The sequence below is a fragment of the Pseudoalteromonas sp. NFXS39 genome (genome assembly GCF_040148775.1).
In the GTDB taxonomy this organism is placed as follows: Bacteria; Pseudomonadota; Gammaproteobacteria; order Enterobacterales; family Alteromonadaceae; genus Pseudoalteromonas; species Pseudoalteromonas apostichopi.
Genome location: NZ_JAGDEC010000002.1, coordinates 46443 through 69471, shown reverse-complemented (window position 1 = coordinate 69471; position 23029 = coordinate 46443). Strand labels below are relative to the sequence as shown.

The following is a 23029-nucleotide window of genomic DNA, read 5'->3' as shown; positions in this document are numbered from 1 at the left end:
CGAGCCAGATTTGGCTCGTTTCATTTAAAATTTAAAGCTAATAACTAACTACTATTCAGGTTCATAGCCTAAATTAGGCGACAACCAACGCTCAGCTTCTGCAAGTGTCATGTTGGTCCGCTTGGCATAATCTTCAACCTGATCCTTTTGAATTTGCGCCACAGCATAGTACTTAGATTCAGGATGAGAAAAATACCAGCCAGATACAGCAGCTCCCGGCCACATTGCGTATGAACTGGTTAGCTTCATACCAATACGCTGCTCGGTATCGAGTAACTGCCAAATTTTCTTCTTCTCTGTATGCTCAGGACAGGCAGGGTAACCTGGCGCTGGGCGAATACCTTGGTAGTTTTCACGGATAAGTTCGTCATTCGATAGATTCTCATCTACCGCATAGCCCCAATACTCTTTACGCACTTGCTCATGCAAATACTCAGCAAAGGCTTCTGCTAAACGGTCTGCAACTGCTTTAACCATGATCTTATTGTAATCATCTTGCTTAGCATCGAAGGCATCGGCAAGGTCATCTTCTTCAAGACCACCAGTTACCGCAAAGGCCCCGAAGTAATCAGGGGTGCCTTTTGGCGCAATATAATCAGCTAAGCAGTAGTTAGCAAAGTCGGTTTTTTCCGTTTGCTGACGCAAATGACACGATGTAGTTAAAAGCGTTGTACGTGACTCATCGGTATAAATCTCAATGTCATCCCCTACTCGGTTTGCTGGGAATAAACCAATTACACCTAGTGGCTGTAGCGCACCTGTTTGCTCAAGCTCATCAAGCATTGCATTGGCATCAGCAAATAAGCTTTTTGCTTGTTCACCGACAATTTCATCTTCAAGAATACGTGGGTATTTGCCAGCAATTGACCAAGTCATGAAATAAGGTGTCCAGTCGATGTACTGTCTTAAAGTAGCAATCGAAACATCTTTAAACTCAGTTACACCCAACCTTTTCGGCACTGGTGGCGTGTAGTTGTCCCAATCAAGTTTAGCTGCGTTGTCGCGAGCTCGCTGCAAAGTAACTGGTTTTGAACGTGGCTTTTTACGTGCTTGTTGCTCACGTACTTTTTCATACTCAGTTTTAGTTTTCTCTAAAAAAGCTGGCTTTAATTCTTTAGACAATAAATTAGAGACCACACCCACAGCACGGCTAGCATTATTTACGTAAACCACACCTTTATCATACTGCGGCTCAATTTTAACTGCGGTATGCGCTTTAGACGTTGTTGCACCACCAATCAGTAGTGGTAAGTCAAAGCCACGGCGAGTCATTTCTTTAGCCACATGCACCATTTCATCTAGCGATGGAGTAATAAGCCCTGATAAACCAATAATATCGGCTTTCTCGTCAATAGCTGTTTGCAAAATTTTCTCTGCCGGCACCATCACACCAAGATCAATGACCTCGTAGTTATTACATTGCAGTACTACGCCTACGATATTCTTACCAATATCGTGCACGTCGCCCTTAACGGTTGCCATAACCACTTTACCGTTCGTTGCGCCTTCTTCTTTTTCAGCTTCAATGAAAGGGTCAAGATAGGCAACGGCACGCTTCATCACACGGGCAGATTTAACAACCTGAGGTAAGAACATTTTACCCGCACCGAATAAGTCACCCACTACGTTCATGCCATCCATAAGCGGGCCTTCGATAACTTCAATTGGCTTAGCTTTGCTCTTACGGCACTCTTCAGTATCTTCGTCGATATACTCAGTAATGCCTTTTACTAGCGCGTGTTCAAGGCGCTTTTCAACAGGCCATGTACGCCATTCTAAATCTTCAACTTTTTCTGCTTGGGCCATACCTGAGTATTTTGGTGCAAGTTCAACAAGTCGCTCACCTGCACCAGGGTCGGTATTGAGGATCACATCTTCCACTGCTTTACGCAGCTCTTCGGGGATATCGTCGTAAACCGCTAATTGGCCAGCATTTACAATACCCATATCCATACCCGCTTTAATCGCATGGTATAAAAACACTGAGTGGATAGCTTCGCGTACTGGGTTGTTACCACGGAACGAAAACGACACATTCGATACACCGCCCGACACTTTACAGTGCGGTAAGCCTTGCTTGATTCGACGCGTACCTTCAATAAATTCAACAGCGTAATTATCGTGCTCTTCAATGCCCGTTGCTACAGCAAAAATATTTGGATCAAAAATAATATCTTCTGGCGGGAAGCCAATATCATCAACAAGTATTTTGTAGCTACGCTGACAAATCTCGAACTTACGATCAGCGGTTTCAGCTTGACCGGCTTCATCAAACGCCATAACAACCGCAGCGGCACCAAAACGTTTTATTATTTTGGCTTGCCGTATGAACGGTTCTTCACCTTCTTTAAGTGAAATTGAATTAACAATGGCTTTACCTTGAATACATTTTAAGCCTGCTTCAATAACGTCCCATTTCGATGAGTCGACCATGATAGGTACTTTTGAGATATCAGGCTCTGATGCAATTAAATTTAAAAACTTTACCATCGCAGCTTTCGAATCCAACATGGCTTCATCCATATTGATATCAATCACTTGCGCACCATTTTCTACTTGTTCACGGGCAACATCGAGGGCAGTCTCGTAATCTTCTTCCATGATTAAGCGTTTAAACTTAGCCGAGCCTGTTACATTGGTACGCTCACCGACGTTAGTAAATACAGCAATTTGGTCAGTCATGTCGGTTTCCTAGTTTAAGTTACACGCTTCAAGGCCCGATAAGCGCATACGCACTTCAAGCTCAGGTAATTGGCGAGGTTTAACACCTTCAAGGCCTTTCGCAAACGCCTTTATATGAGCCGGTGTGGTGCCGCAACAACCACCTACAATGTTGATAAAGCCAGACTTGCCCCAATCAATAATTTCTTTTGCCATTTCAGGGGCTTCTAAATCATATTCGCCAAACTCGTTCGGTAAACCTGCATTTGGATGCACCGAGGTAAAGGTTTCACAAACACGGGATAACTCTTCAACATACTGGCGCAGTAAGTCAGGGCCAAGGGCGCAGTTAAGGCCGATTGATAGCGGCTTAATATGGCGAATTGAGTTATAAAATGCTTCTGTTGTTTGGCCTGATAAAGTACGGCCTGAGGCATCGGTAATGGTGCCTGAGATCATCACAGGTAAACTACGACCAGCCTGTTCGAATGCTTCTTCCACAGCGAACGAAGCAGCTTTTGCATTAAGCGTATCAAAGATAGTTTCAATCAAAATAAGGTCAGCACCGCCTTCCATAAGTGCAAGTGTTGACTCAACATACGCGGCCACCAGCTTATCAAAGTTGATATTTCGATAACCGGGATCGTTTACATCTGGCGAAATAGAACAAGTTTTTGATGTTGGTCCAAGTACGCCTGCAACATAACGAGGCTTGCTTGGATCTTTTGCTTCAAACTCATCACATACGCTGCGTGCAAGCTTAGCTGACTCTAGGTTGATTTCGCGGCTAAGGCTAGCCATGTCGTAATCTTCCATCGAAATAGTCGTGGCATTAAAAGTATTGGTTTCGATGATATCGGCACCGGCTTCTAAGTAAGCACGGTGAATATCAGCAATGATTTTTGGCTGAGTCAGGCTTAATAAGTCGTTATTGCCTTTAATAAGTACATGCCAGTCTTTAAAGCGCTCACCGCGATAATCCTGTTCTTCTAATTTATGTTCTTGGATCATGGTGCCCATCGCGCCATCGAGGATTAAAATTCGCTGTTTTAGCGCCTCGGTTAATTGTTCGCGTTTATTCACTGCATTACTCGGCATAGTTGTTAGTCCTTACATCTTGGCTAACTAAGTTAATATCATACGGTGTAGTTTGGTACACATAATAGTTTAACCAATTCGAAAACAATAAAAAGGCATGGCTTTGCCACGTTTTCGACGGTTCGTTATCTGGGTTATCGTCAGGGAAGTAGTTTTCTGGCTTAGGCGCATCAGCTGATTTTTCTTGGTCACGCAAATACTCCCCTTTTAGGGTATGGGCATCGTACTCTGGATGGCCCGTAATATATACTTGGCTACCTGATTTATTTTTAATTAAATAGGCACCTACTCGCTCAGAGCCTGCTAACACAACCAGCTCATCGCAGGCATTGATCTTCTCGATATCAATATGACCATAGCGAGAATGTGGCACTAAAAAGGTGTCATCAAAGCCTCGGGTAAGTGCCGCATGATCAAAATAACTTTTATGGGTAAATACGCCACTGAGTTTATTTGGTTTCAGATCACGCTTCAGACCATAGTGATGATAAAGCCCAGCATGTGCCGCCCAACACGAAAACAACGTAGACGTAACATGCTGCTCTGCCCAATCTAAAATAACTTTTAGTTCATCCCAGTAAGCAACTTCGTCATACTCTAAATGAGCAAGCGGCGCGCCTGTTATGATCATGGCATCGTAGTTATTATCTTTCACTTCTGAAAAATAACGATAGAAAGTATCCATGTGCTGCTCAGAGTTACTACTCGTGCGATGAGTATCCAACCTCAACAACTCAACATTAACTTGTAACGGTGAGTTAGCTAATAATCGAATAAATTGCACTTCGGTTTCAACTTTGTTTGGCATTAAGTTTAAGATAGCCAAACGCATTGGACGAATCTCTTGCGTTTTAGCACGACTTTTTGGCATTACAAACACGTTCTCTTGACGTAATTTTGCAATGGCTGGCAATTCATCTTTTACTGTAATGGGCATAGCTGGCTCCGAGCACACTTATCTGACTGCTAATTATGAACGGATAGTTAGAAATTTCAACCTCTAGATGTTTAGATGTCCAAATGAAGTGATATTTCTGAGTGGTCATTAATTAAAATGTATGACTTTTTGAGTAAATAACACCTTGATATTAAGCCTATCATAAACGCTGAATTCTGTATTTTGAGGTAGTTTGGGTATACAATACTTGCTGTTAATTTTTCTTATAAATTGAAGGCTTCTTTCATGGTGTTACCAGATAAGTTTATATTCTCGATGAGTCGAGTTTCTAAGGTTGTGCCACCTAAGCGCACTATCCTAAAAGATATTTCTTTACACTTTTTCCCAGGCGCAAAAATTGGTGTGCTAGGTCTAAACGGTGCAGGTAAATCAACATTACTTCGCATTATGGCTGGTGTTGACCAAGACTTTGAAGGTGAAGCACGCCCTCAACCAGGCACTAAAATCGGTTACTTACCGCAAGAGCCTGTTTTAGAAGAAAGCAAAACTGTTCGCGAAACAGTAGAAGAAGCAGTAAGCGAAGTTAAAAATGCACTGAATCGCTTAGATGAAGTATACAACGAGTATGCAATGGACGGTGCTGACTTCGATGCACTTGCCAAAGAACAAGGTGAACTTGAAGCTATCATCCAAGCACACGATGGTCACAATATCGACAACGTGTTAGAACGTGCAGCTGATGCATTACGTTTACCACCTTGGGATGCAAAAATTGAACACCTTTCGGGTGGTGAGCGACGCCGTGTTGCGATCTGTCGTTTACTACTTGAAAAACCAGATATGCTAATTCTTGATGAACCAACCAACCACTTAGATGCTGAGTCTGTTGCTTGGTTAGAGCGCTTCTTACACGACTACGAAGGTACCGTGGTAGCTGTAACCCACGACCGTTACTTCTTAGATAACGTAGCAGGTTGGATTTTAGAGCTTGACCGTGGTGAAGGTATTCCTTGGGAAGGTAATTATTCATCATGGCTTGAACAAAAAGATTTACGTTTACAACAAGAGCAGAAATCTGAAAAAGCACGTCAAAAATCAATCGCGCAAGAACTTGAATGGGTTCGTTCAAACCCTAAAGGCCGTCAGGCTAAGTCTAAAGCACGTATGGCACAGTTTTCTGAGCTACAGCAAAACGATTACCAAAAGCGTAACGAAACAAATGAACTATTCATTCCACCAGGTCCACGCTTAGGTGACCAAGTTATCGAAGTGAAAGGTCTGAAGAAAAGCTTTGGCGATCGCGTATTAATCGATGACTTAAACTTTGCAATGCCAAAAGGCGCTATCGTAGGTATTATCGGTGCCAATGGTGCGGGTAAATCAACCCTGTTCAAAATGCTAAGTGGTGAAGAAACGCCAGATAGCGGTGAGATCCTTGTTGGTGATACTGTTGAGCTTGCAACCGTTGATCAGTTCCGTGGTGACATGGACGAAAGCAACACCGTTTTCCAAGAAATCTCAAACGGCCAAGACGTATTAAAAATTGGTAACTTTGAATTCCCAAGCCGGGCCTATGTTGGCCGCTTTAACTTCAAAGGTAACGACCAACAAAAATTCGTTAAAGACTTATCAGGTGGTGAGCGCAACCGTTTACATCTAGCTAAGTTATTAAAAGCAGGTGGTAACGTGTTACTACTGGATGAGCCTACCAATGACCTAGACGTTGAAACATTACGTGCACTTGAGAACGCTATTTTAGAGTTCCCAGGCTGTGTAATGTGTATCTCGCATGACCGTTGGTTCCTTGACCGTATTGCTACACATATTCTTGATTACCGTGACGAAGGCCAAATTAACTTCTTCGATGGTAACTACACAGAATACGAAGAGTGGCTGAAGAAAACCTTAGGCGCAGAAGCGGCACAACCTAAGCGTATTAAATACAAAAAAATTGGCTAATTAGCTGATACTCAAAAAGCCCCGATTTAGGGGCTTTTTTGTTGCTATAATCATTTCTCTCACTAATTTCATAATGATCTATACTCATTAAGTTAATATAGGTGGAGATAAAGTTATGAATGAACGCAGAGAGTTTTCGCGGGTATTATTTTCTTGCCCTGCGATCCTTCGCATCGAAGATAACGACTACCACTGTCAGTTACTTGATCTATCTTTGCAAGGTGCGCTTATTACTAAAAGTGATTCATTTTTAGTGCCTATTCATAGTAAGGCAGACTTAATCTTTACCCTGCCAGAGTCAAATATCGAGATAAAAATGCAAGTGGAGCTGTGCCATATTGAGCATCAACATGCAGGCCTTCGCTGTGAACATATAGATATTGATAGTATTACTCACTTAAAACGACTGATTGAGCTAAACTTGGGTGATGAAGCATTATTACATCGCGAGTTGGGCCATTTAATTCACGCACCAGAGTAAACATTTGCCAGTAGATTCGTTATGCTGTAGCAAATTCAGCTATCCAATGAGCTATGCAGTTAAATCCCCACTTACCCTTGGTGTATCACCCAAATTACTCGTTTAGTTTCGATCCTAACCATCGCTTTGTGATGAGTAAGTTTGCTTATTTATATGAGCATGTACAAAGCCTTGGATTAATAAATGACAACCTAACACAGCCGGTGCTTGGCACCCCAGAGCCCCTTGAATTAGTGCACTGTGAAAATTACATCAACGACCTTTGGCATAATAGATTAGATGAAAAGGCGATGCGCCGCATTGGCTTACCTTGGTCAAAAGAGCTGATGGCACGTACTTTTACCGCCCCACTTGGCACCTTACAAGCAGCACGCTTAGCACTTAAACATGGCATCGCTTGTCACTTAGCCGGTGGCACTCACCATGCTCATACTGACTTTGGCTCAGGCTATTGCATGGTAAACGACTTAGCTTTCACCAGCGAAACCCTGATAAAAAGTGGCGAAGTGACCAATATACTTATTTTTGATTTAGATGTTCATCAAGGTGATGGTACCGCAGCAATGCTGGAACATCAGCCCTACGCCTATACCTGCTCTATTCACTGTGAAAAGAATTTTCCGTTTCGAAAATCATCCAGCGACTTAGACATAGGTTTAGCACCGAATGTCGCTGACAGTGAATACCTAGGCGTTGTTGACGATACTCTGAGTTATTTATTAAACACCCTAAACCCAGATTTAGTACTTTATGATGCAGGTGTTGATGTATGGCAGCAAGATGGTTTAGGTAAACTTGATATAAGCTGGCAAGGGATAGAGCAACGCGACCATTTAGTCTTCAAGCGCTGCCTTGAGCGCAATGTACCTGTCGCAACCGTAATTGGTGGGGGTTATGATAAAGATCATCGCCGTTTAGCGGCTCGTCACGGCATTGTAGTTGAACAAGCGGCTCGCTTTTAATAACGACAAAGAAAAAAGGCCCGGTGGAGAAAAAAACCGGGCCTTTGCTACTGTAACATTGGGATATGTTAGCAACTTTTTTCTAAGTTAAAACAAGTAGCTGTGGAGCTACCGAATGGTAATCTAAAGCCATAGCTATGCTCAAAACCGTGATGTTTACAATTGAAAAAGCAAACACTTGGCGCGCCCAGCCGCTTACATCAATATTGCGACGATAGCCACGAAGCGCCATTAGCAACCACCAAAAACTCGTTGTACAAGCTACAGCCATAAAGGCTAAACCTGTATAACCACTAATGGTTAATAACATCACAACCAACGCATACACGGCGATATATAAAACAATGTGATGCTTTGCCTTCTCGATCCCCTGCGCTACAGGTAACACAGGAATTCTGGCCGCTTGGTAGTCGTTATAACGAAAGATTGCAATTGCATATGAATGAGGCATTTGCCATAGACTAAACATAACCAATAAAATCACAGCACCAGCATCAAACTGCCCAGTCACGGCACAATACCCCACTACAGGTGGTACTGCGCCAGATAAACTTCCTACAAAGGTGCCGTACACAGAACGACGTTTCATATATAAGCTGTACACACCTACGTAGATGACGTAACCAAAAGTAGCAAATAAGAGTGCCACTACGTTGGTATACACAGCTAATAAGCCGAAACCAATAACACCAAGCACGATGCCATGTGCCATAGCTGCCTTTGCTGACATTTCGCCAGTTACTGTGACGCGTTTGCGAGTGCGCGCCATAGCAACATCAATATCACGATCAATTACGTTATTGATCGCGCATCCTGATGCCACTACTAAAGATAACCCTAGTAAGGTTGCGATCATTAACCATGGGTCAATATCACCGCGAGAGGCTAGCAAGAATCCCCCCGCGACAGAGATCAAATTGCCCATGATAATGCCAGGTTTAGTGACATTTAAATAACGTCGAAACACTTCCTCGACTCCTCTAATTTTCAGCACAAACGCAATATTACGAAAGAAACTAGTTAGTAACAGACTGTAAGAACTGGAGACACAACCTCAGACTAACCAGCTCCTTTCGTAAATCTTTTTACCAATTACAAAGTAATTGTTATTAGTACATCATCATGGCGTTCGATTCGTAGATGATCCACACCGACAAACCAACCACCATCACGATGATTAAAGCACTAAAGATAAACGACAATGAACTTGCTTTGCCGTCTTCTGTTTTGAAGTTTAGGTGTAAGAAATATTTCAAATGCACCCAAATTTGCACAATCGCCATGCTCACGATGCACCATGCAGTGGTCGTTTTAGAAAACGAGCCACTCATCACAGCCCAAAATGGAATAGCCGTTAAAACCACTGACAATACAAAACCAATTAAATAGTCTTTAACGCTGCCATGTGATTGATCATTATGTGCATGAACTTCTAAGTTATTAATTACATGTGATTCACTGTGACTCATTACATTGCTCCCATTAAATAAACAACGGTAAATACACAGATCCACACCACATCTAAGAAGTGCCAGAATAAGCTTAAACAACTTAGGCGTGTCACTGTTTGTGGGTTTAAACCACGGCGCACAACTTCAATCATCAGGACAGTCATCCAAATAAGACCTGCTGTAACGTGAAGACCGTGTAAGCCCACTAAAGAGAAGAACGATGTTAAAAAGGCACTTTGCTGAGGGCCATTGCCATGCGCAATTAGGTGATGGAATTCATATACTTCCATACCAATAAACACAGCACCAAAGGCAAAGGTAACCAGCAACCAAGTTAAAGTAGCCGCCTTTTTCTGCCCGTGAGCAGAGATCATCGCAAAACCAAAAGTGATACTACTGAGTAGTAGTGCTGCGGTTTCAACCGCAACAAAATCAAGTTCAAAAATGTCTTTACCGGACACACCGCCAGCAGTATTCATGAACAATACTGCATAGGTTGCAAAGAATGATGCAAACAACAGGCAGTCAGTCATTAGGTAAAGCCAGAAACCAAATACGGTGTTACCACCTGTATCGTGGTGCTCATGGTCATGTGCATCGACATGACCGTGTGCGCTGTTTAAGGTGTCGAGTCCTGCAGAAATGGTACTCATGCATTCACCTCCTTCGTAGCGGCTGTATTGTGAGCCGTTTCTAGTTCAACAATTTCATCTGGTTGCACGTAGTAATCAACATCGCTGGTGTAACAACGTTTGATGAACACCACGATAGCACCCAGTAAACCAAAGGCTGCAAGCCACCAAATGTGCCAGATCATGGCAAAACAGAAGGTTGTTAAAGCTGCGCTCATTAATACACCTGCTGATGTATTTTTTGGCATATGAATTGGGCTATAAGAGGCTTCTTGTTTGTAAGCTAAGCCTTTTTCTTTCATATCTGTCCACGCATCAATGTCATCAACATGTGGGATTTTCGCAAAGTTGTAGTACTGCGGAGGTGAAGCAGATGCCCACTCAAGGGTATGACCATTCCACGGATCGCCCGTTGTATCATCAAGTTGCTCGCGATTTTTGAAGCTCACTACAAGTTGCACAACTTGGAACAAGATACCGAACATAATGATTACCGCACCGCCAGCTGCAATGTATAACCAAATGTTCCAATCAGGGTTGTTAGTGTGATTTAAGCGACGTGTCATACCTAAGAAACCAAGTACATATAACGGCATGAATGCAACGAAGAAACCTATTAACCAACACCAGAAAGATCTTCTGCCCCAGCTCTCGTCAAGTTTGAAGCCCATTGCTTTAGGGAACCAAAACGCAAAACCAGCTAAATAACCAAATACCGCACCACCAATAATGGTGTTATGGAAGTGAGCAATTAAGAATAAGCTGTTATGTAATACGTAGTCAGCACCAGGAATAGCAAGTAACACACCGGTCATACCACCGATAGTGAAAGTCACCATGAAACCTAAAGTCCAAAGGACAGGCACAGTAATACGTAAACGACCACGGTACATAGTGAATAACCAGTTAAACAACTTAACCCCGGTCGGTACCGCAATAACCATGGTCATAACACCAAAGAAGGCATTAACGTTAGCGCTTGAGCCCATTGTAAAGAAATGATGAAGCCAAACGATAAAACCTAAAATTGAAATCGCACCGCTTGCATAAACCATCGACTTATAACCAAACAGGCGTTTACCAGCAAAAGTTGAGATAACTTCTGAGAAAATACCAAACGCAGGTAAGATCAGAATGTAAACTTCAGGGTGACCCCATGCCCAAAATAAGTTGATGTACATCATCGCGTTACCACCTAATTCATTAGTGAAAAAGTGGAAATCGAGATAACGGTCAAGCGTTAGCATTGCCAGTACCGCAGTTAAAATTGGGAACGATGCGGCAATTAAGATATTCGCCCACGTGCATGCCCAAGTAAAAATAGGCATTTTCATTAATGTCATGCCTGGTGCACGCATTTTAAATACAGTCGCTAAGAAGTTTACCGATGTTAATAAGGTACCCAAGCCGGATATCTGCAAGGCCCATATATAATAATCGACCCCGACACCTGGACTAAATGACAGCTCAGACAGCGGTGGATATGCAACCCAACCTGTTTTCGCAAACTCACCAAAGAATAGTGAGATATTAATCAGGATTGCACCGCCAGCAGTTAACCAAAAGCTAAGGTTATTTAAGAATGGGAATGCAACATCACGGGCACCAATTTGCAAAGGTAAAATGATGTTCATTAAACCAATCATAAACGGCATCGCCATAAAGATGATCATGATCACCCCGTGCGCCGTAAAGATTTGGTCATAGTGCTCTGGTGGTAAGTAACCACTTGCACCGCCGGTAGCCATTGCTAATTGCAGTCGCATCATAATGGCATCCGCGAAACCACGGAAAAGCATGATAAGCGCAAGAATGATGTACATAACACCTAAACGCTTATGGTCAATTGAGGTGATCCAGTCGTGCCAAATCACGCCCCACTTTTTATATTTTGTTACTAAGCCTGCCACTAACAGACCTAAGACAGCAACAACCGTCATGGTAACCATGATAATTGGTTCATGAAACGGGATTGCGTCTAATGTTAATTTACCTAACAACGACATGATTATTCCTCGTCCTCGCTGTGCTTCTTATGAGCTGAGTGCTCTGGCATAGCGTGTTGCATTGCACCGTGAGAGCCATGCGCTTGCATATATTTCATTACGATTGAATGGAACATATCTTTATCTACGCTGGCATAGTATTTAACTGGGTCGTATTCACTTGGTTTTGCTAGTTCAACATAGCTTTGCTTAGTCAGTGCAGAACCGGTATTTTTTACTTTGTTTACCCATTCATCGAAATCAGCTTCAGTAGCTGTTGCAATGGCATCGAACTTCATACCGGTGAAACCTGCACCACTGTAGTTAGCAGAGAAGCCTTTAAAAGTACCCGGTTCATCAGCTATTAAGTGAAGCTTTGTTTCCATACCTGCCATTGAATAAATTTGGCTACCAAGCTGTGGAATGAAAAACGAATTCATGGTGCTTTCTGAGGTGATCTTGTACTGCACAGGCACATTGGCAGGAAAAACAAGCTCATTCACTGTGGCGATGCCTTGCTCTGGATAAATGAATAACCATTTCCAGTTCAAAGAAACAACTTCAACAGTAAGGTGCTCACCTTTACCTTCAAGTGGTTTATATGGGTCAAGTTGTTGCGTTGACTGCCATGTGATCACACCTAAAATCGCAACGATAATGATAGGAATGGTCCAAACTACAGCTTCAATCTTGTTTGAGTGCGCCCATTTTGGAGCGTAAATTTCTTGATCTCGTCCATCACGGTATTTCCATGCAAAATAAATTGTCATGGCAATAACTGGAATTACAACAATCAGCATTAATACCGTAGCTACGATAATTAAATACTTCTCGTCGACACCAATTTGACCTTTTGGATCGAGTACCCCGCCTTTACAGCCAGACAAAGCCAGCACTAAAGACGCTAGAGCAATATTACAAAGGTTTCGAATTGACAAAGGAATATCCTACAACCTAAAAGTTAACACTTGTCGAAATAAGTACACGACGCTTTTCTGCAACAGATGCTACAGATATCCCTCGGCTGAATAACGAGCACGACAAATCGACACGCTAAAAAGTAAGGGAATTTAGGTTGGCTGACTGAAATTTGGGCGTAAAAAACCCACTAGGTGCTTTAGTAAAGACAACTTAGAAAACGACTAAAATGGCTGAACTTAAGCAACAAAGCTTATTTACAGACAACCACTTACACGAGGAGGAGCACGACAGCCATGAGCACTGTGTACTACTAAAGACTTTATCGTTTCACGCGCAGCGAAGGCCGCTTTACGTAAAATGACACCTGCACGACGCGCAGGAAAGAAATGGAAGACCAACCAGCATAAACCAATAAGTAATTGGCAAGACACCACAGGGTAAGCTAAAAAACTCAACACATTAAGTAGTGGGATTTCGTATAAAGCACCTTCACTTAATAAGCTTCTTAGCCCTTGAGCATCTTCTAATGTACCGTTGATTAGCATGGCTGAATTAATCAGCAACAAGGCTAAAACTGACATTAGTTCTTTACCAGCAAAAAATGCACGCGCAGCCAGTTGCAACCTAGCTAAGCTAGACTGTTTGGCACCTTGTGACTGATTAATTGCTCGCAAAACCCACGCCTTTTTATCGCTTTTACTGCATTTTAGGTAAGTGGCTTACCCTATTTTTAAATGCGGTAATATGATCTTCATCAATAAAGTTTCAGTAATTACTGAAATTTCGGTGTGGAGTATAACAAAGTCAACAGACGGTACAAGTAGAATTTGGCAGCACAAAGTTAAGTATTGTTTAACCACACGCTATCAATGTGTAAAAAACCGATTTAATTAAAGCTAAGTATTTAAAATTAATACTTTATTTTATATAGCTAAAAGCAATGAAGAAAATGAAAATAGCATATTAATAACGTTTTAAAGCATAAATACCGTTTTAAGCATACTAAGTCAGTACTAACTGAAGATTAAATACTGAGCAAGGATTAGCCAAACCCATTAAAATATAATATTCTAACAAAACCAAAAATAAAGAATAAAAGAGATAGTTATGCGTCAATATGCACTCGCTGCTGCCATTTTAGCATTAAGTAACAGCGCACTCGCAAATACGATTGAAGCCACCGTAGTGAATGGCTTAAATAAACCCGCGATTTATTACACCGATATTGAGCCACACTTAAAAACCGTAGCAAAGCATCCTAGCGTCAAACTAGAACAAATTGGTACCTCATTTCAAGGACAGGCACTCAATTCTCTTAAAATTGGCACAGGCCCAATCAAAGTGATGATGTGGAGCCAAATGCACGGCGACGAAAACACTGCAACTGCCGCACTTATGGACTTTTTAAGCTTCATAACAGCTGATGAAAACGCACAATGGCTAAAAAGCTGGCGACAGAAAATATCCCTTCTCATAATCCCTATGGTGAACCCTGACGGCGCGGCCGTACAAACCCGTTATAATGCTCAAGGAATTGATTTAAATCGCGATGCTAAAGCTCTTCGCACAAAAGAAGGGCAAATACTAATGGCTGCCGCAAATCAGTTTAAACCTGACTTTGGCTTTAATTTACATGATCAGAACGCATATTACGGAGCAGGAAAAAAAGGTAAACAAGCCACCATTTCAGTGCTAGCGCCAGCCTATAACGAAGCGAGAGAAGTAAATAAAAGTCGCGGCGAGGCTATGCAGTTTATAGCCCACTTAGCTAAAACGGTTGAAACAATAATCCCAGGCCACTTAGGAAAGTACAACGACAGTTACTCATACCGTAGCTTTGGGGATACTTTTTCGGAAAAGGGTATTAGAACAATATTAATTGAATCAGGAGCGTACCCTAATGATCCAAACCGACAAATAGCACGCAAAGTTAACCGTGTTTTATACAAAAAGACGATTGATTCGTTAACTTCGGGGGAGTGGAAAGACGCAAGGATATCGCAATATCACGCTATTCCATTTAACGCTAAAGACAATTGGGTCGACTTACTAATAGACGACATAATCGTAAATAGTGAGCTAGGTGATTACCAGATAGATATTGCAATTAACAATAAAGGACAGTCACCTGTAATCAAAGAGCTAGGTGATATAAGTAGTATCCGCCAAGGTTATACGAGTTTAGATGCAAGCAGCCTAAGCTTTAAGGCAGGTAACAGCTTTGTTTTAAATAAATCGTTAACGCTTACAGAAAGTAGCTATAAAAATATTTTAAAACAAGGCTATAGCTGTTTTTCGGGTGATATGAACAAATTAAAAAACACCTCAAAATGGCCAGTTTACGCGTGCAAAAGTATATTTACATCAATACCATCTCTTCACGCCCCTGCTGCTTTTTTCTTACAAGCCGACGGCATAAATAAGTATGCTATTTTGGGGACTGAGTTAATTAATCTAGAAAGTTAATAACAAAAGACAGTCACCCATAATTAAAAACACGCTTTGAAAGACAGGCACTCTTAAAAGTGCCTACTAAATCTTCAAATACTTTAGATTTTTTAACCTAAAATACTCGTTTTGTAGGCAACCTACCCTATTAGCTTAATCCACTAGTAAAAACCAAGATAAAAGATTTAGCTTTCTGAGAATTGAAAGTACGAGTTAGCTGCAATGTTTTGCAAAAAATAAAAGTTGAGAGAAATTTAAGATTAGCTAGCAAGTAATAACTTACAACTCGTTATATTACTTCGCCGCTTTCGAGCAGTTTTACTACAGTAGTTTTCAATAGCTTGTATTCGTCCTACAGCACCGTGAAATAAATGTTCAAACTGTGTTGTTAATGTTAGCCAATTTGCTGGCTCGAGATTAAGCCTCTCAAGGATAGGTGGTAAATGATGATCTATATATCCGCGTTTATCCGTGCTAATACAGCGGCCTGTTTGCTCTACAAGTAACAGGTATGACTTTAACTCAAAAGGTATCCCCTTTGATTTATTCTTGTTCATACCACCAACAAAACGAGCTAGTAGCTTAGGTTGTTTTGAATTCTTCGCACTTTGGCTTCGCTTTTTAAAACTTGTATAGATAGATTGCTCTGGGGTCCTCGCAACCTCTGCACGAACAGGGTTTAAATCAACATAGGCCATGCACGCTAAAAGAGCAGATTCATCAAGTAGTGCTTGGCTCTTGAAGCGTCCTTCCCAAAAATGCCCGGTACATTCGTCTTCTTTATTTGCACGCCTGGCAATATACTCATTAAGCATTCGCATGAACCAACTAATACTAGAAAGGCGCGCTCTGTATTCTACAACCTCTTTATTTAAAAAGGCCTGTTGAACGTCACTCAATTGCTCACCACGGAGAAAGTTTTGACCTAAAGGCGTCATTTTAATGAGCTTCTTCCAGCGTAGAAGAACGGCCTTGTCGCTTAACCTATTTGCTTTTTTATCATCTACATAAAGCACAATATGAGTATGATTACTCATCACGGCATAAGCACACACATCAATACAAAATACCTTCGCAAGAACAAGCAGACGATCTTCAACCCACCCTCGGCGGTGTTCATATGATTTACCTGTAAGAGTGTCTTCTCCGCAAAGGTAGGCGCGTCTAACGCATCGGGATACACAGTGATAGTATTTAGTATTCGACAAACAGATTTGCCGCTTCCTTGCTAAAGCCATCGTCCACTCCTTGAACTGATAATTTAAAATGCATGGGCTGTAACTAAGGTTTAGACAAGATATATTCTGCCGCAAGATTGTGATAAGAAATTACAGTGACTGTCTACATAAAGGTAGGTATTAAAAAAGCGCCTTTGGGCGCTTTTTTCTGATTAGAGAATTTGATTCTCTTTCCAGGCTTGTTCTTTTGCCATGCGCTTTTTACGCTTGTCACATGGGTCGTCACAGTCGCAGGCTTTGTCTATACCAACAGCGCCTAAGCCACCGCAACTACTGGCCATTGATTTCTTTTGCACAATCATGCCGACAGCCATCGCTGCCACAATTAAAATAAGTAGACCAAATGTAAGAAGAAAAAGTGACATTGCTTTGCCCCTATCGTCAGCAATTAAATCGAGCCTAATTTATTAGGCTGCGTGTATTATATACCCAAACCACCTCAAGGTGCGAGTTTCAGTTGGAATTAAAAGCGATTTAGGCAAGGCATTGATTGCAAGCAATAGTGGTTCTATTGTTAAAATCAATAACGCAGTATAAATCGCTTTTAAACCAACCCTTTGGGCGCTTCACAGGCGCTTACTCTCATCGTTGTTACTTCTTAAAAGGGACTGCCATTGTTGCAAAGTAACGCCTTGATATTAAGCACCTGTGAAACGCTGAATTCTGCATATTGAGGTGGCTTGGGTATGCACTGCTTCTTGCCCTGCTACAAATAAGGTTTGAAAGCAGGGCTTGAATAAGTTACTAAGCCATTGTCTGACTTACCAATTAAATAAACTGGAAGATCATGCTGCTCAGCGTATTGCTGCGCACGTTCCATGCCCATCACAGTAAGCGCTGTCGCTAAGCCATCAGCAGTCATCGCTGATGGGTGCAAAACTGTAACAGATACCAAATCATGGCGACTAGGCATACCTGTTTCTGGGTCAATTAGATGACTATACGTAACACCATCCATTTCGTAAAAAATGCGGTAATCACCTGATGTTGCAATACCATTGGTACCAGGCTCAATCACTTTATGCACTTTACGAACGCCAGGCTCAGCATCAGGCTGCTCAATAGCGATTTTCCAAGTGATGTTGTCTGGCTTAATACCCGATACACGCAACTCGCCACCAATTTCTACCATATAATTTTTCAAGCCATGACTTTCTATCACTTGTGCGACTCTATCGATACCATAGCCTTTTGCGGTTGCAGAAAACGAGAGTTCTAAACCATCAATTGTTTTCATTAAACCCGCATCAGTAAGTTTAAGCTTATCAACTCCTATCTTTGCAACCATTGCTGCCAAAGCTTCATCGCTTGGGCGTTTAGTCGGCTTTTTATCTGGGCCAAAGCCCCATAAATCAATAAGTGGTCCCATAGTGACATCTAAGGTTTTCGTTGATTCACCAAGGCGGATTGATTCAGCTACTACGTTTCTGAAATCAGCGCTAATTGGCATCACCTGCCCCGCAGGTAAATTGTTAAACTGATTAATTTCTGAATCTGGAATGTATGTCGACATTGACTGATTCACGTCTTTAAGCACTTGCTTAATTTCAGGATGTAAATCAACACCTGCAACCTTTGAAGACTCTGCAAACACCTTAATGTGATATGTGGTGCCCATTGTCTTACCTTCAAAATAAAGCTCTTCTGCCTTATCTGCTTGGCTGCAGCCAGCCATGAGTAAAGTCATAGTTAATAGAAAAAAGGCCATCAAGCCTTGGCGATAAAACACTCTATTCATAGCATTCACCTTTTAGATACCAAACGATTAGGTATAGAAATAAAAAAGCCTCGTAACACTGTGTGCTACGAGGCCTGTATTCTAACCAAAACTTATTGTTTTGTGTATGGTGTTAGCCACCGAAGTCATCTAATAAGATGTTTTCGTCTTCTACACCAAGATCTTTAAGCATGTTGATAACAGCCGCGTTCATCATTGGAGGACCACACATGTAGAACTCACAATCTTCAGGCGCTTCATGATCTTTCAAGTAGTTTTCATAAAGTACGTTATGGATGAAGCCTGTGTAACCTTCCCAGTTATCTTCTGGTTGTGGATCAGACAGTGCTGTGTGCCATACAAAGTTATCGTTTTCTGCAGCTAAGCCGTCGAAATCTTCTACGTAGAACATTTCACGCTTAGAACGCGCACCATACCAGAAGCTCATCTTACGCTTAGATTGTAAACGCTTAAGTTGGTCAAAGATATGTGAACGCATTGGTGCCATACCTGCACCACCACCTACGAATACCATTTCTGCATCAGTGTCTTTCGCGAAGAACTCACCGAATGGGCCAGAAATAGTCACTTTATCACCTTCTTTTAGTGACCAAATGTACGAAGACATTTTACCACATGGAAGGCTTAGGTCTCTTGGCGGCGGCGTAGCGATACGCACGTTAAGCATGATGATGCCTTCTTCTTCTGGGTAGTTAGCCATTGAGTATGCACGAATTGTTTCGTCGTCTACTTTAGACTCCAGATCGAAGAAACCGAAGTGGTTCCAGTCGCCACGATACTCTTCTGGAATATCGAAGTCAGCGTATTTTACGTGGTGTGCTGGCGCTTCAATTTGAATATAACCACCAGCACGGAACGGTACTGACTCGCCATCAGGAATTTGTAACTTAAGCTCCTTGATGAAAGTTGCTTTGTTATCGTTAGAGATAACTGTACAGTCCCATTTTTTAACACCGAAAATTGACTCTTCAAGCTCAATTTCCATGTCGTTCTTAACATTTACCTGACACGCTAAACGGCAGCCTTCACGAGCTTCACCTTTAGAGATGTGATCAAGTTCTGTTGGTAGGATATCGCCGCCACCTTCTTTGATGTGAACACGACACTGACCACAAGAGCCACCGCCACCACATGCAGATGAAACGAAGATACCTGAATCAGCTAGCGCACCTAATAGCTTGCTACCTGCAGATGTTTTAATAGCTTTTTCTGGGTCGCCATTAATTCCGATGATGATATCGCCGCTTGCTACTAATTTAGATTTAGCACCAATGATAACTAAAACTAAAATAACAACGATAGCGATGAAAACACCAACGCCTAAGAAAATCTCATTCATGATTTATCCTCGCTACCTATTAAAGTGAAATACCAGAGAATGACATAAAGCCAAGACCCATCAGACCAACAGTGATGAAAGTAATACCTAAACCACGTAAGCCATCAGGAACGTCTGAGTACTTCATTTTTTCACGGATACCAGCAAGTAAAGTAATTGCTAGTGCCCAGCCCACACCTGAACCGATACCATAAACGACAGACTCGCCGAAGTTATAGTTACGCTCAACCATGAAAGATACCGCACCGAAGATCGCACAGTTAACTGTGATCAATGGTAGGAAGATACCTAACGCGTTATAAAGTGCAGGGAAGAACTTATCTAATGCCATTTCAAGAATTTGTACAAGTGCTGCAATAACACCGATGAAAGTCAAGAAACGTAAGAAGCTAAGGTCTGCCTCTGGGTAGCCAAGCCACTCTAATGCACCTGGTGCAAGAACAGCATGATAAACCAAGTTATTTACAGGTACTGAGATACCTAGTACCACGATAACTGCCACACCTAGGCCGATTGATGTTGTTACTTTCTTCGATACTGCAAGGAAAGTACACATACCTAGGAAGAAGGCTAAAGCTAAGTTTTCAATGAAAACCGCTTTTACAAATAAACTAATATAATGTTCCACTGCTCGCCCCTTACGCTTTTGCTTCTACTTGGTCTTTCTTAAAGGTACGAAGTACCCAGATGAATAAACCAATAATGAAGAATGCACTCGGTGGTAAAATCAATAGACCCATTGGTTGATACCAGCCACCATTTTGTACAAGTGGAATAATATCAACACCGAATAGTGAACCTTTACCGAATAACTCACGGATGAAACCAACAGTTAATAGTACTACTGAGTAGCCTAAACCGTTACCGATACCGTCTAGGAAAGACATTAACGGTGGTGACTTCATTGCGTATGCTTCAGCACGACCCATTACGATACAGTTTGTAATGATTAGACCAACGAATACTGAAAGCTCTTTAGCTGTTGCATAAGAGAACGCTTGCAGTACTTGGTCAACAACGATTACAAGTGATGCGATGATCGTCATTTGCACGATGATACGTACAGATGATGGGATGTGATTACGAATTGACGAAATAAACAAGCTAGAAAACGCTGTTACTAGTGTCAATGCGATTGACATGATTAGTGCATTTTTTAAGCTTGATGTTACCGCTAGCGCAGAACAAATACCTAGTACTTGTAATGCGATCGGGTTATTTGCGAATACCGGGCCAAATAGGACCGACTTCATTTCTTTAGTATCAGCCATTATTTCAACGCTCCTTCACGTACTTTCGCAAGGAATGGACCAAAGCCATGCTCGCCAGTCCAGAAGTCAACTGTGTGATCAACACCGTTTGAAGTTAATGTTGCACCAGAAAGACCATCGATTTGATGTTCATTCTTTGCACCGCTCTTCATGATATTGATTGGTAACTCTTTACCTTGCCATTTAGCAGTCCATTGTGGATTTTGGATTTCACCACCTAGACCTGGCGTTTCGTTGTGCTTGAAGAAGTTGATGTTTTTAACTGTTTCACCATCGCTTTCAAGCGCTAAGAAGCCGTACATTACACCCCAAAGGCCATAACCTTGGATTGGTAGAATGATTGCATCTGTAGAACCATCAGGTTTCTTCGAAATATAAACAGGTGAATTTTTTGTCATACGCTGAATACCAGCGATGTCTTTAATTCCTTCTGCTTTCAACGCAAAGCTACGAGCTTGGTCGAATTTTGTTTTCTCGAAGTCAAATGAGTTAGGATCAGCACCTTCAACAAACTCACCTGTGTTCATGTCTACAACACGAGCTTCAATTTTTGAGTTAAAGGTATCTGACACAGTACCTGATACTTCAATGCCTGCAGCCGCTAAGATATTACGTTGAATATCTTGTGTTTTGTTAGCTTGCTGTAAAGGACGAAGCTGAACTGAAGCAAACGATACGATGATTGCACACACTAAACATAGTGCAACAACAACGGTTAGCGTTTTGCCGATTGATTCGTTATTACTAGACATTACGTGCCAACCTCCGCTTGATATTAGCTTGCACTACAAAGTGATCGAATAATGGTGCAAATAAGTTAGCAAATAAGATTGCTAGCATCATACCTTCAGGGAATGCCGGGTTAACAACACGGATCATTACAACCATAAAGCCGATTAACGCACCGTAAGCGAACTTACCTTTGTCTGTGAATGATGCAGATACTGGGTCTGTTGCCATGAAGAACATACCAAATGCAAAACCACCAAGAACTAAGTGCCAGTGCCAAGGCATAGCAAATACTGCGTTAGTTTCAGAACCAACTGTATTTAGTAAGAATGCCGTTGCAACCATACCTAGGAATACACCTAGAACGATACGCCAAGAAGCGATACGCACATAAATTAGGAATAAACCACCGATTAATAGTGCTAGTGTTGACGTTTCACCTACAGAACCTTGAATGAAACCGTAGAACGCATTCCACCATAGTTCCATGTTGCTGTAATCAAGTGAACCAACCACTGCTTGACCTAGCATAGTCGCACCAGAGAATGAATCTACGGCTGTCCATACTGTGTCACCTGAAATTTGCGCTGGGTATGCGAAGAATAAGAACGCACGACCGGCAAGAGCAGGGTTAAGGAAGTTACGACCTGTACCACCAAAGATTTCTTTAGCGATTACAACACCAAACGTAATACCTAGTGCAACTTGCCATAAAGGAATCGTTGCAGGCAGGATTAGTGCGAACAGTACAGATGTTACGAAGAAACCTTCATTTACTTCGTGCTTACGCACTGAAGCAAATAGTACTTCCCAGAAACCACCTACAGCAAACGTTACTGCGTAGATAGGTAGGAAGAAGCAGGCACCGTAAAACATTTTCGCGCCCCAACCAGAGTCAGCAGTTAATTCACCACCGAATAATTGGAACAGACCAACTTGCCATGTGTTTGCTAGTTCAAAACCTTGCGCTAAAGCACCTGCAGCCTGATGGCCGATGTTGAACATACCAAAAAACATTGCAGGGAACGTCGCCATCCACACTAAAATCATCATACGTTTTAGGTCGATGTTATCACGAACGTGTGTTTTGCCTTTATTTACGTAACCTGGTGTGTAGAAAATAGTCGCAGCTGCTTCGTAAAGCGCATACCATTTTTCGTGTTTACCACCCGGTTCAAAATGCGGCTCAATATCTTCTAGAAATTTCTTTAAACCCAT

21 protein-coding genes are annotated in these 23029 nt (G+C 41.9%); 4 read left to right on the top strand and 17 right to left on the bottom strand.

Going from position 1 to position 23029, the window contains the following annotated elements:
• Nucleotides 1-51 precede the first annotated feature (51 nt).
• From metH to J3455_RS03825, 3 genes are read right to left on the bottom strand one after another with little or no spacing between them, the layout of a single operon-like run.
• Entirely contained in the window at nt 52-2682 is a 2631-nt protein-coding gene (gene metH, locus J3455_RS03835) for a methionine synthase (RefSeq protein WP_349561140.1), read from the bottom strand.
• Nucleotides 2683-2691: 9 nt separating this feature from the next.
• Nucleotides 2692-3759 carry a homocysteine S-methyltransferase family protein gene (locus J3455_RS03830; RefSeq protein ID WP_130052171.1) on the bottom strand — a complete coding sequence of 356 codons (1068 nt, stop codon included), beginning with the start codon at nt 3757-3759 and terminating at the stop codon, nt 2692-2694.
• Nucleotides 3749-4696 carry a homoserine O-succinyltransferase gene (locus J3455_RS03825; RefSeq protein ID WP_130052172.1) on the bottom strand — a complete coding sequence of 316 codons (948 nt, stop codon included), beginning with the start codon at nt 4694-4696 and terminating at the stop codon, nt 3749-3751. The genes J3455_RS03830 and J3455_RS03825 overlap by 11 nt, the downstream gene beginning before the upstream one ends.
• 246 nt (nt 4697-4942) lie before the next feature.
• Between J3455_RS03825 and ettA the strand changes: the two genes are divergently transcribed.
• The 3 genes from ettA (at nt 4943) to J3455_RS03810 (ending at nt 8059) form a co-directional block, all read left to right on the top strand.
• Nucleotides 4943-6616, top strand: coding sequence for an energy-dependent translational throttle protein EttA (ettA, locus tag J3455_RS03820; RefSeq protein WP_349561137.1), 1674 nt, complete (start codon nt 4943-4945; stop codon nt 6614-6616).
• Nucleotides 6617-6731: 115 nt separating this feature from the next.
• Nucleotides 6732-7097: a PilZ domain-containing protein gene (locus tag J3455_RS03815; protein WP_130052174.1), complete on the top strand. Its 366-nt coding sequence runs from the start codon at nt 6732-6734 to the stop codon at nt 7095-7097.
• A gap of 53 nt (nt 7098-7150) precedes the next feature.
• Nucleotides 7151-8059 carry a histone deacetylase family protein gene (locus J3455_RS03810; RefSeq protein WP_250661735.1) on the top strand — a complete coding sequence of 303 codons (909 nt, stop codon included), beginning with the start codon at nt 7151-7153 and terminating at the stop codon, nt 8057-8059.
• A gap of 82 nt (nt 8060-8141) precedes the next feature.
• Here J3455_RS03810 and cyoE read toward each other — a convergent pair whose 3' ends face one another.
• The 6 genes from cyoE to J3455_RS03780 all read right to left on the bottom strand — a co-directional run bounded on the left by cyoE (nt 8142) and on the right by J3455_RS03780 (nt 13722).
• Nucleotides 8142-9026, bottom strand: coding sequence for a heme o synthase (gene cyoE, locus J3455_RS03805; protein WP_054554292.1), 885 nt, complete (start codon nt 9024-9026; stop codon nt 8142-8144).
• Nucleotides 9027-9168: 142 nt separating this feature from the next.
• Nucleotides 9169-9528 carry a cytochrome o ubiquinol oxidase subunit IV gene (gene cyoD, locus J3455_RS03800; protein ID WP_130052176.1) on the bottom strand — a complete coding sequence of 120 codons (360 nt, stop codon included), beginning with the start codon at nt 9526-9528 and terminating at the stop codon, nt 9169-9171.
• Nucleotides 9528-10163 carry a cytochrome o ubiquinol oxidase subunit III gene (gene cyoC / locus J3455_RS03795; protein WP_167657873.1) on the bottom strand — a complete coding sequence of 212 codons (636 nt, stop codon included), beginning with the start codon at nt 10161-10163 and terminating at the stop codon, nt 9528-9530. Before cyoC ends, cyoD begins: the two co-directional genes overlap by 1 nt.
• Entirely contained in the window at nt 10160-12148 is a 1989-nt protein-coding gene (cyoB, locus tag J3455_RS03790; RefSeq protein ID WP_054554289.1) for a cytochrome o ubiquinol oxidase subunit I, read from the bottom strand. The genes cyoC and cyoB overlap by 4 nt, the downstream gene beginning before the upstream one ends.
• 2 nt (nt 12149-12150) lie before the next feature.
• Complete coding sequence (cyoA, locus tag J3455_RS03785) at nt 12151-13065, bottom strand: ubiquinol oxidase subunit II (RefSeq protein ID WP_130052178.1); 915 nt, start codon at nt 13063-13065, stop codon at nt 12151-12153.
• 237 nt (nt 13066-13302) lie between these two features.
• Nucleotides 13303-13722 (bottom strand): hypothetical protein, encoded by a 420-nt coding sequence (locus tag J3455_RS03780; protein ID WP_130052179.1) that lies wholly within the window; start codon nt 13720-13722, stop codon nt 13303-13305.
• A 433-nt stretch (nt 13723-14155) separates the two neighbouring features.
• Between J3455_RS03780 and J3455_RS03775 the strand changes: the two genes are divergently transcribed.
• On the top strand, nt 14156-15514 hold the full coding sequence (locus J3455_RS03775) for a M14 family zinc carboxypeptidase (RefSeq protein WP_349561133.1): 1359 nt from the start codon (nt 14156-14158) through the stop codon (nt 15512-15514).
• A 242-nt stretch (nt 15515-15756) separates the two neighbouring features.
• Here the strand turns inward: J3455_RS03775 and J3455_RS03770 are convergent, their stop codons facing one another.
• The 8 genes from J3455_RS03770 to J3455_RS03735 form a co-directional block, all read right to left on the bottom strand.
• Nucleotides 15757-16734, bottom strand: a complete 978-nt coding sequence (locus tag J3455_RS03770) for a transposase (RefSeq protein ID WP_297330017.1) — start codon at nt 16732-16734, stop codon at nt 15757-15759.
• A gap of 152 nt (nt 16735-16886) precedes the next feature.
• Nucleotides 16887-17099: a (Na+)-NQR maturation NqrM gene (gene nqrM, locus J3455_RS03765; RefSeq protein WP_036966498.1), complete on the bottom strand. Its 213-nt coding sequence runs from the start codon at nt 17097-17099 to the stop codon at nt 16887-16889.
• A 341-nt stretch (nt 17100-17440) separates the two neighbouring features.
• Nucleotides 17441-18472, bottom strand: a complete 1032-nt coding sequence (locus tag J3455_RS03760) for an FAD:protein FMN transferase (protein WP_167659144.1) — start codon at nt 18470-18472, stop codon at nt 17441-17443.
• A gap of 112 nt (nt 18473-18584) precedes the next feature.
• Nucleotides 18585-19811: an NADH:ubiquinone reductase (Na(+)-transporting) subunit F gene (gene nqrF, locus J3455_RS03755; RefSeq protein ID WP_130052183.1), complete on the bottom strand. Its 1227-nt coding sequence runs from the start codon at nt 19809-19811 to the stop codon at nt 18585-18587.
• Nucleotides 19812-19830: 19 nt separating this feature from the next.
• Nucleotides 19831-20439 carry an NADH:ubiquinone reductase (Na(+)-transporting) subunit E gene (nqrE, locus tag J3455_RS03750; protein ID WP_016708692.1) on the bottom strand — a complete coding sequence of 203 codons (609 nt, stop codon included), beginning with the start codon at nt 20437-20439 and terminating at the stop codon, nt 19831-19833.
• A gap of 10 nt (nt 20440-20449) precedes the next feature.
• Nucleotides 20450-21082 (bottom strand): NADH:ubiquinone reductase (Na(+)-transporting) subunit D, encoded by a 633-nt coding sequence (locus J3455_RS03745; RefSeq protein WP_054554281.1) that lies wholly within the window; start codon nt 21080-21082, stop codon nt 20450-20452.
• Nucleotides 21082-21834 (bottom strand): Na(+)-translocating NADH-quinone reductase subunit C, encoded by a 753-nt coding sequence (locus J3455_RS03740; RefSeq protein ID WP_054562304.1) that lies wholly within the window; start codon nt 21832-21834, stop codon nt 21082-21084. Before J3455_RS03740 ends, J3455_RS03745 begins: the two co-directional genes overlap by 1 nt.
• Nucleotides 21827-23029, bottom strand: a complete 1203-nt coding sequence (locus tag J3455_RS03735; RefSeq protein WP_130052184.1) for an NADH:ubiquinone reductase (Na(+)-transporting) subunit B — start codon at nt 23027-23029, stop codon at nt 21827-21829. Before J3455_RS03735 ends, J3455_RS03740 begins: the two co-directional genes overlap by 8 nt.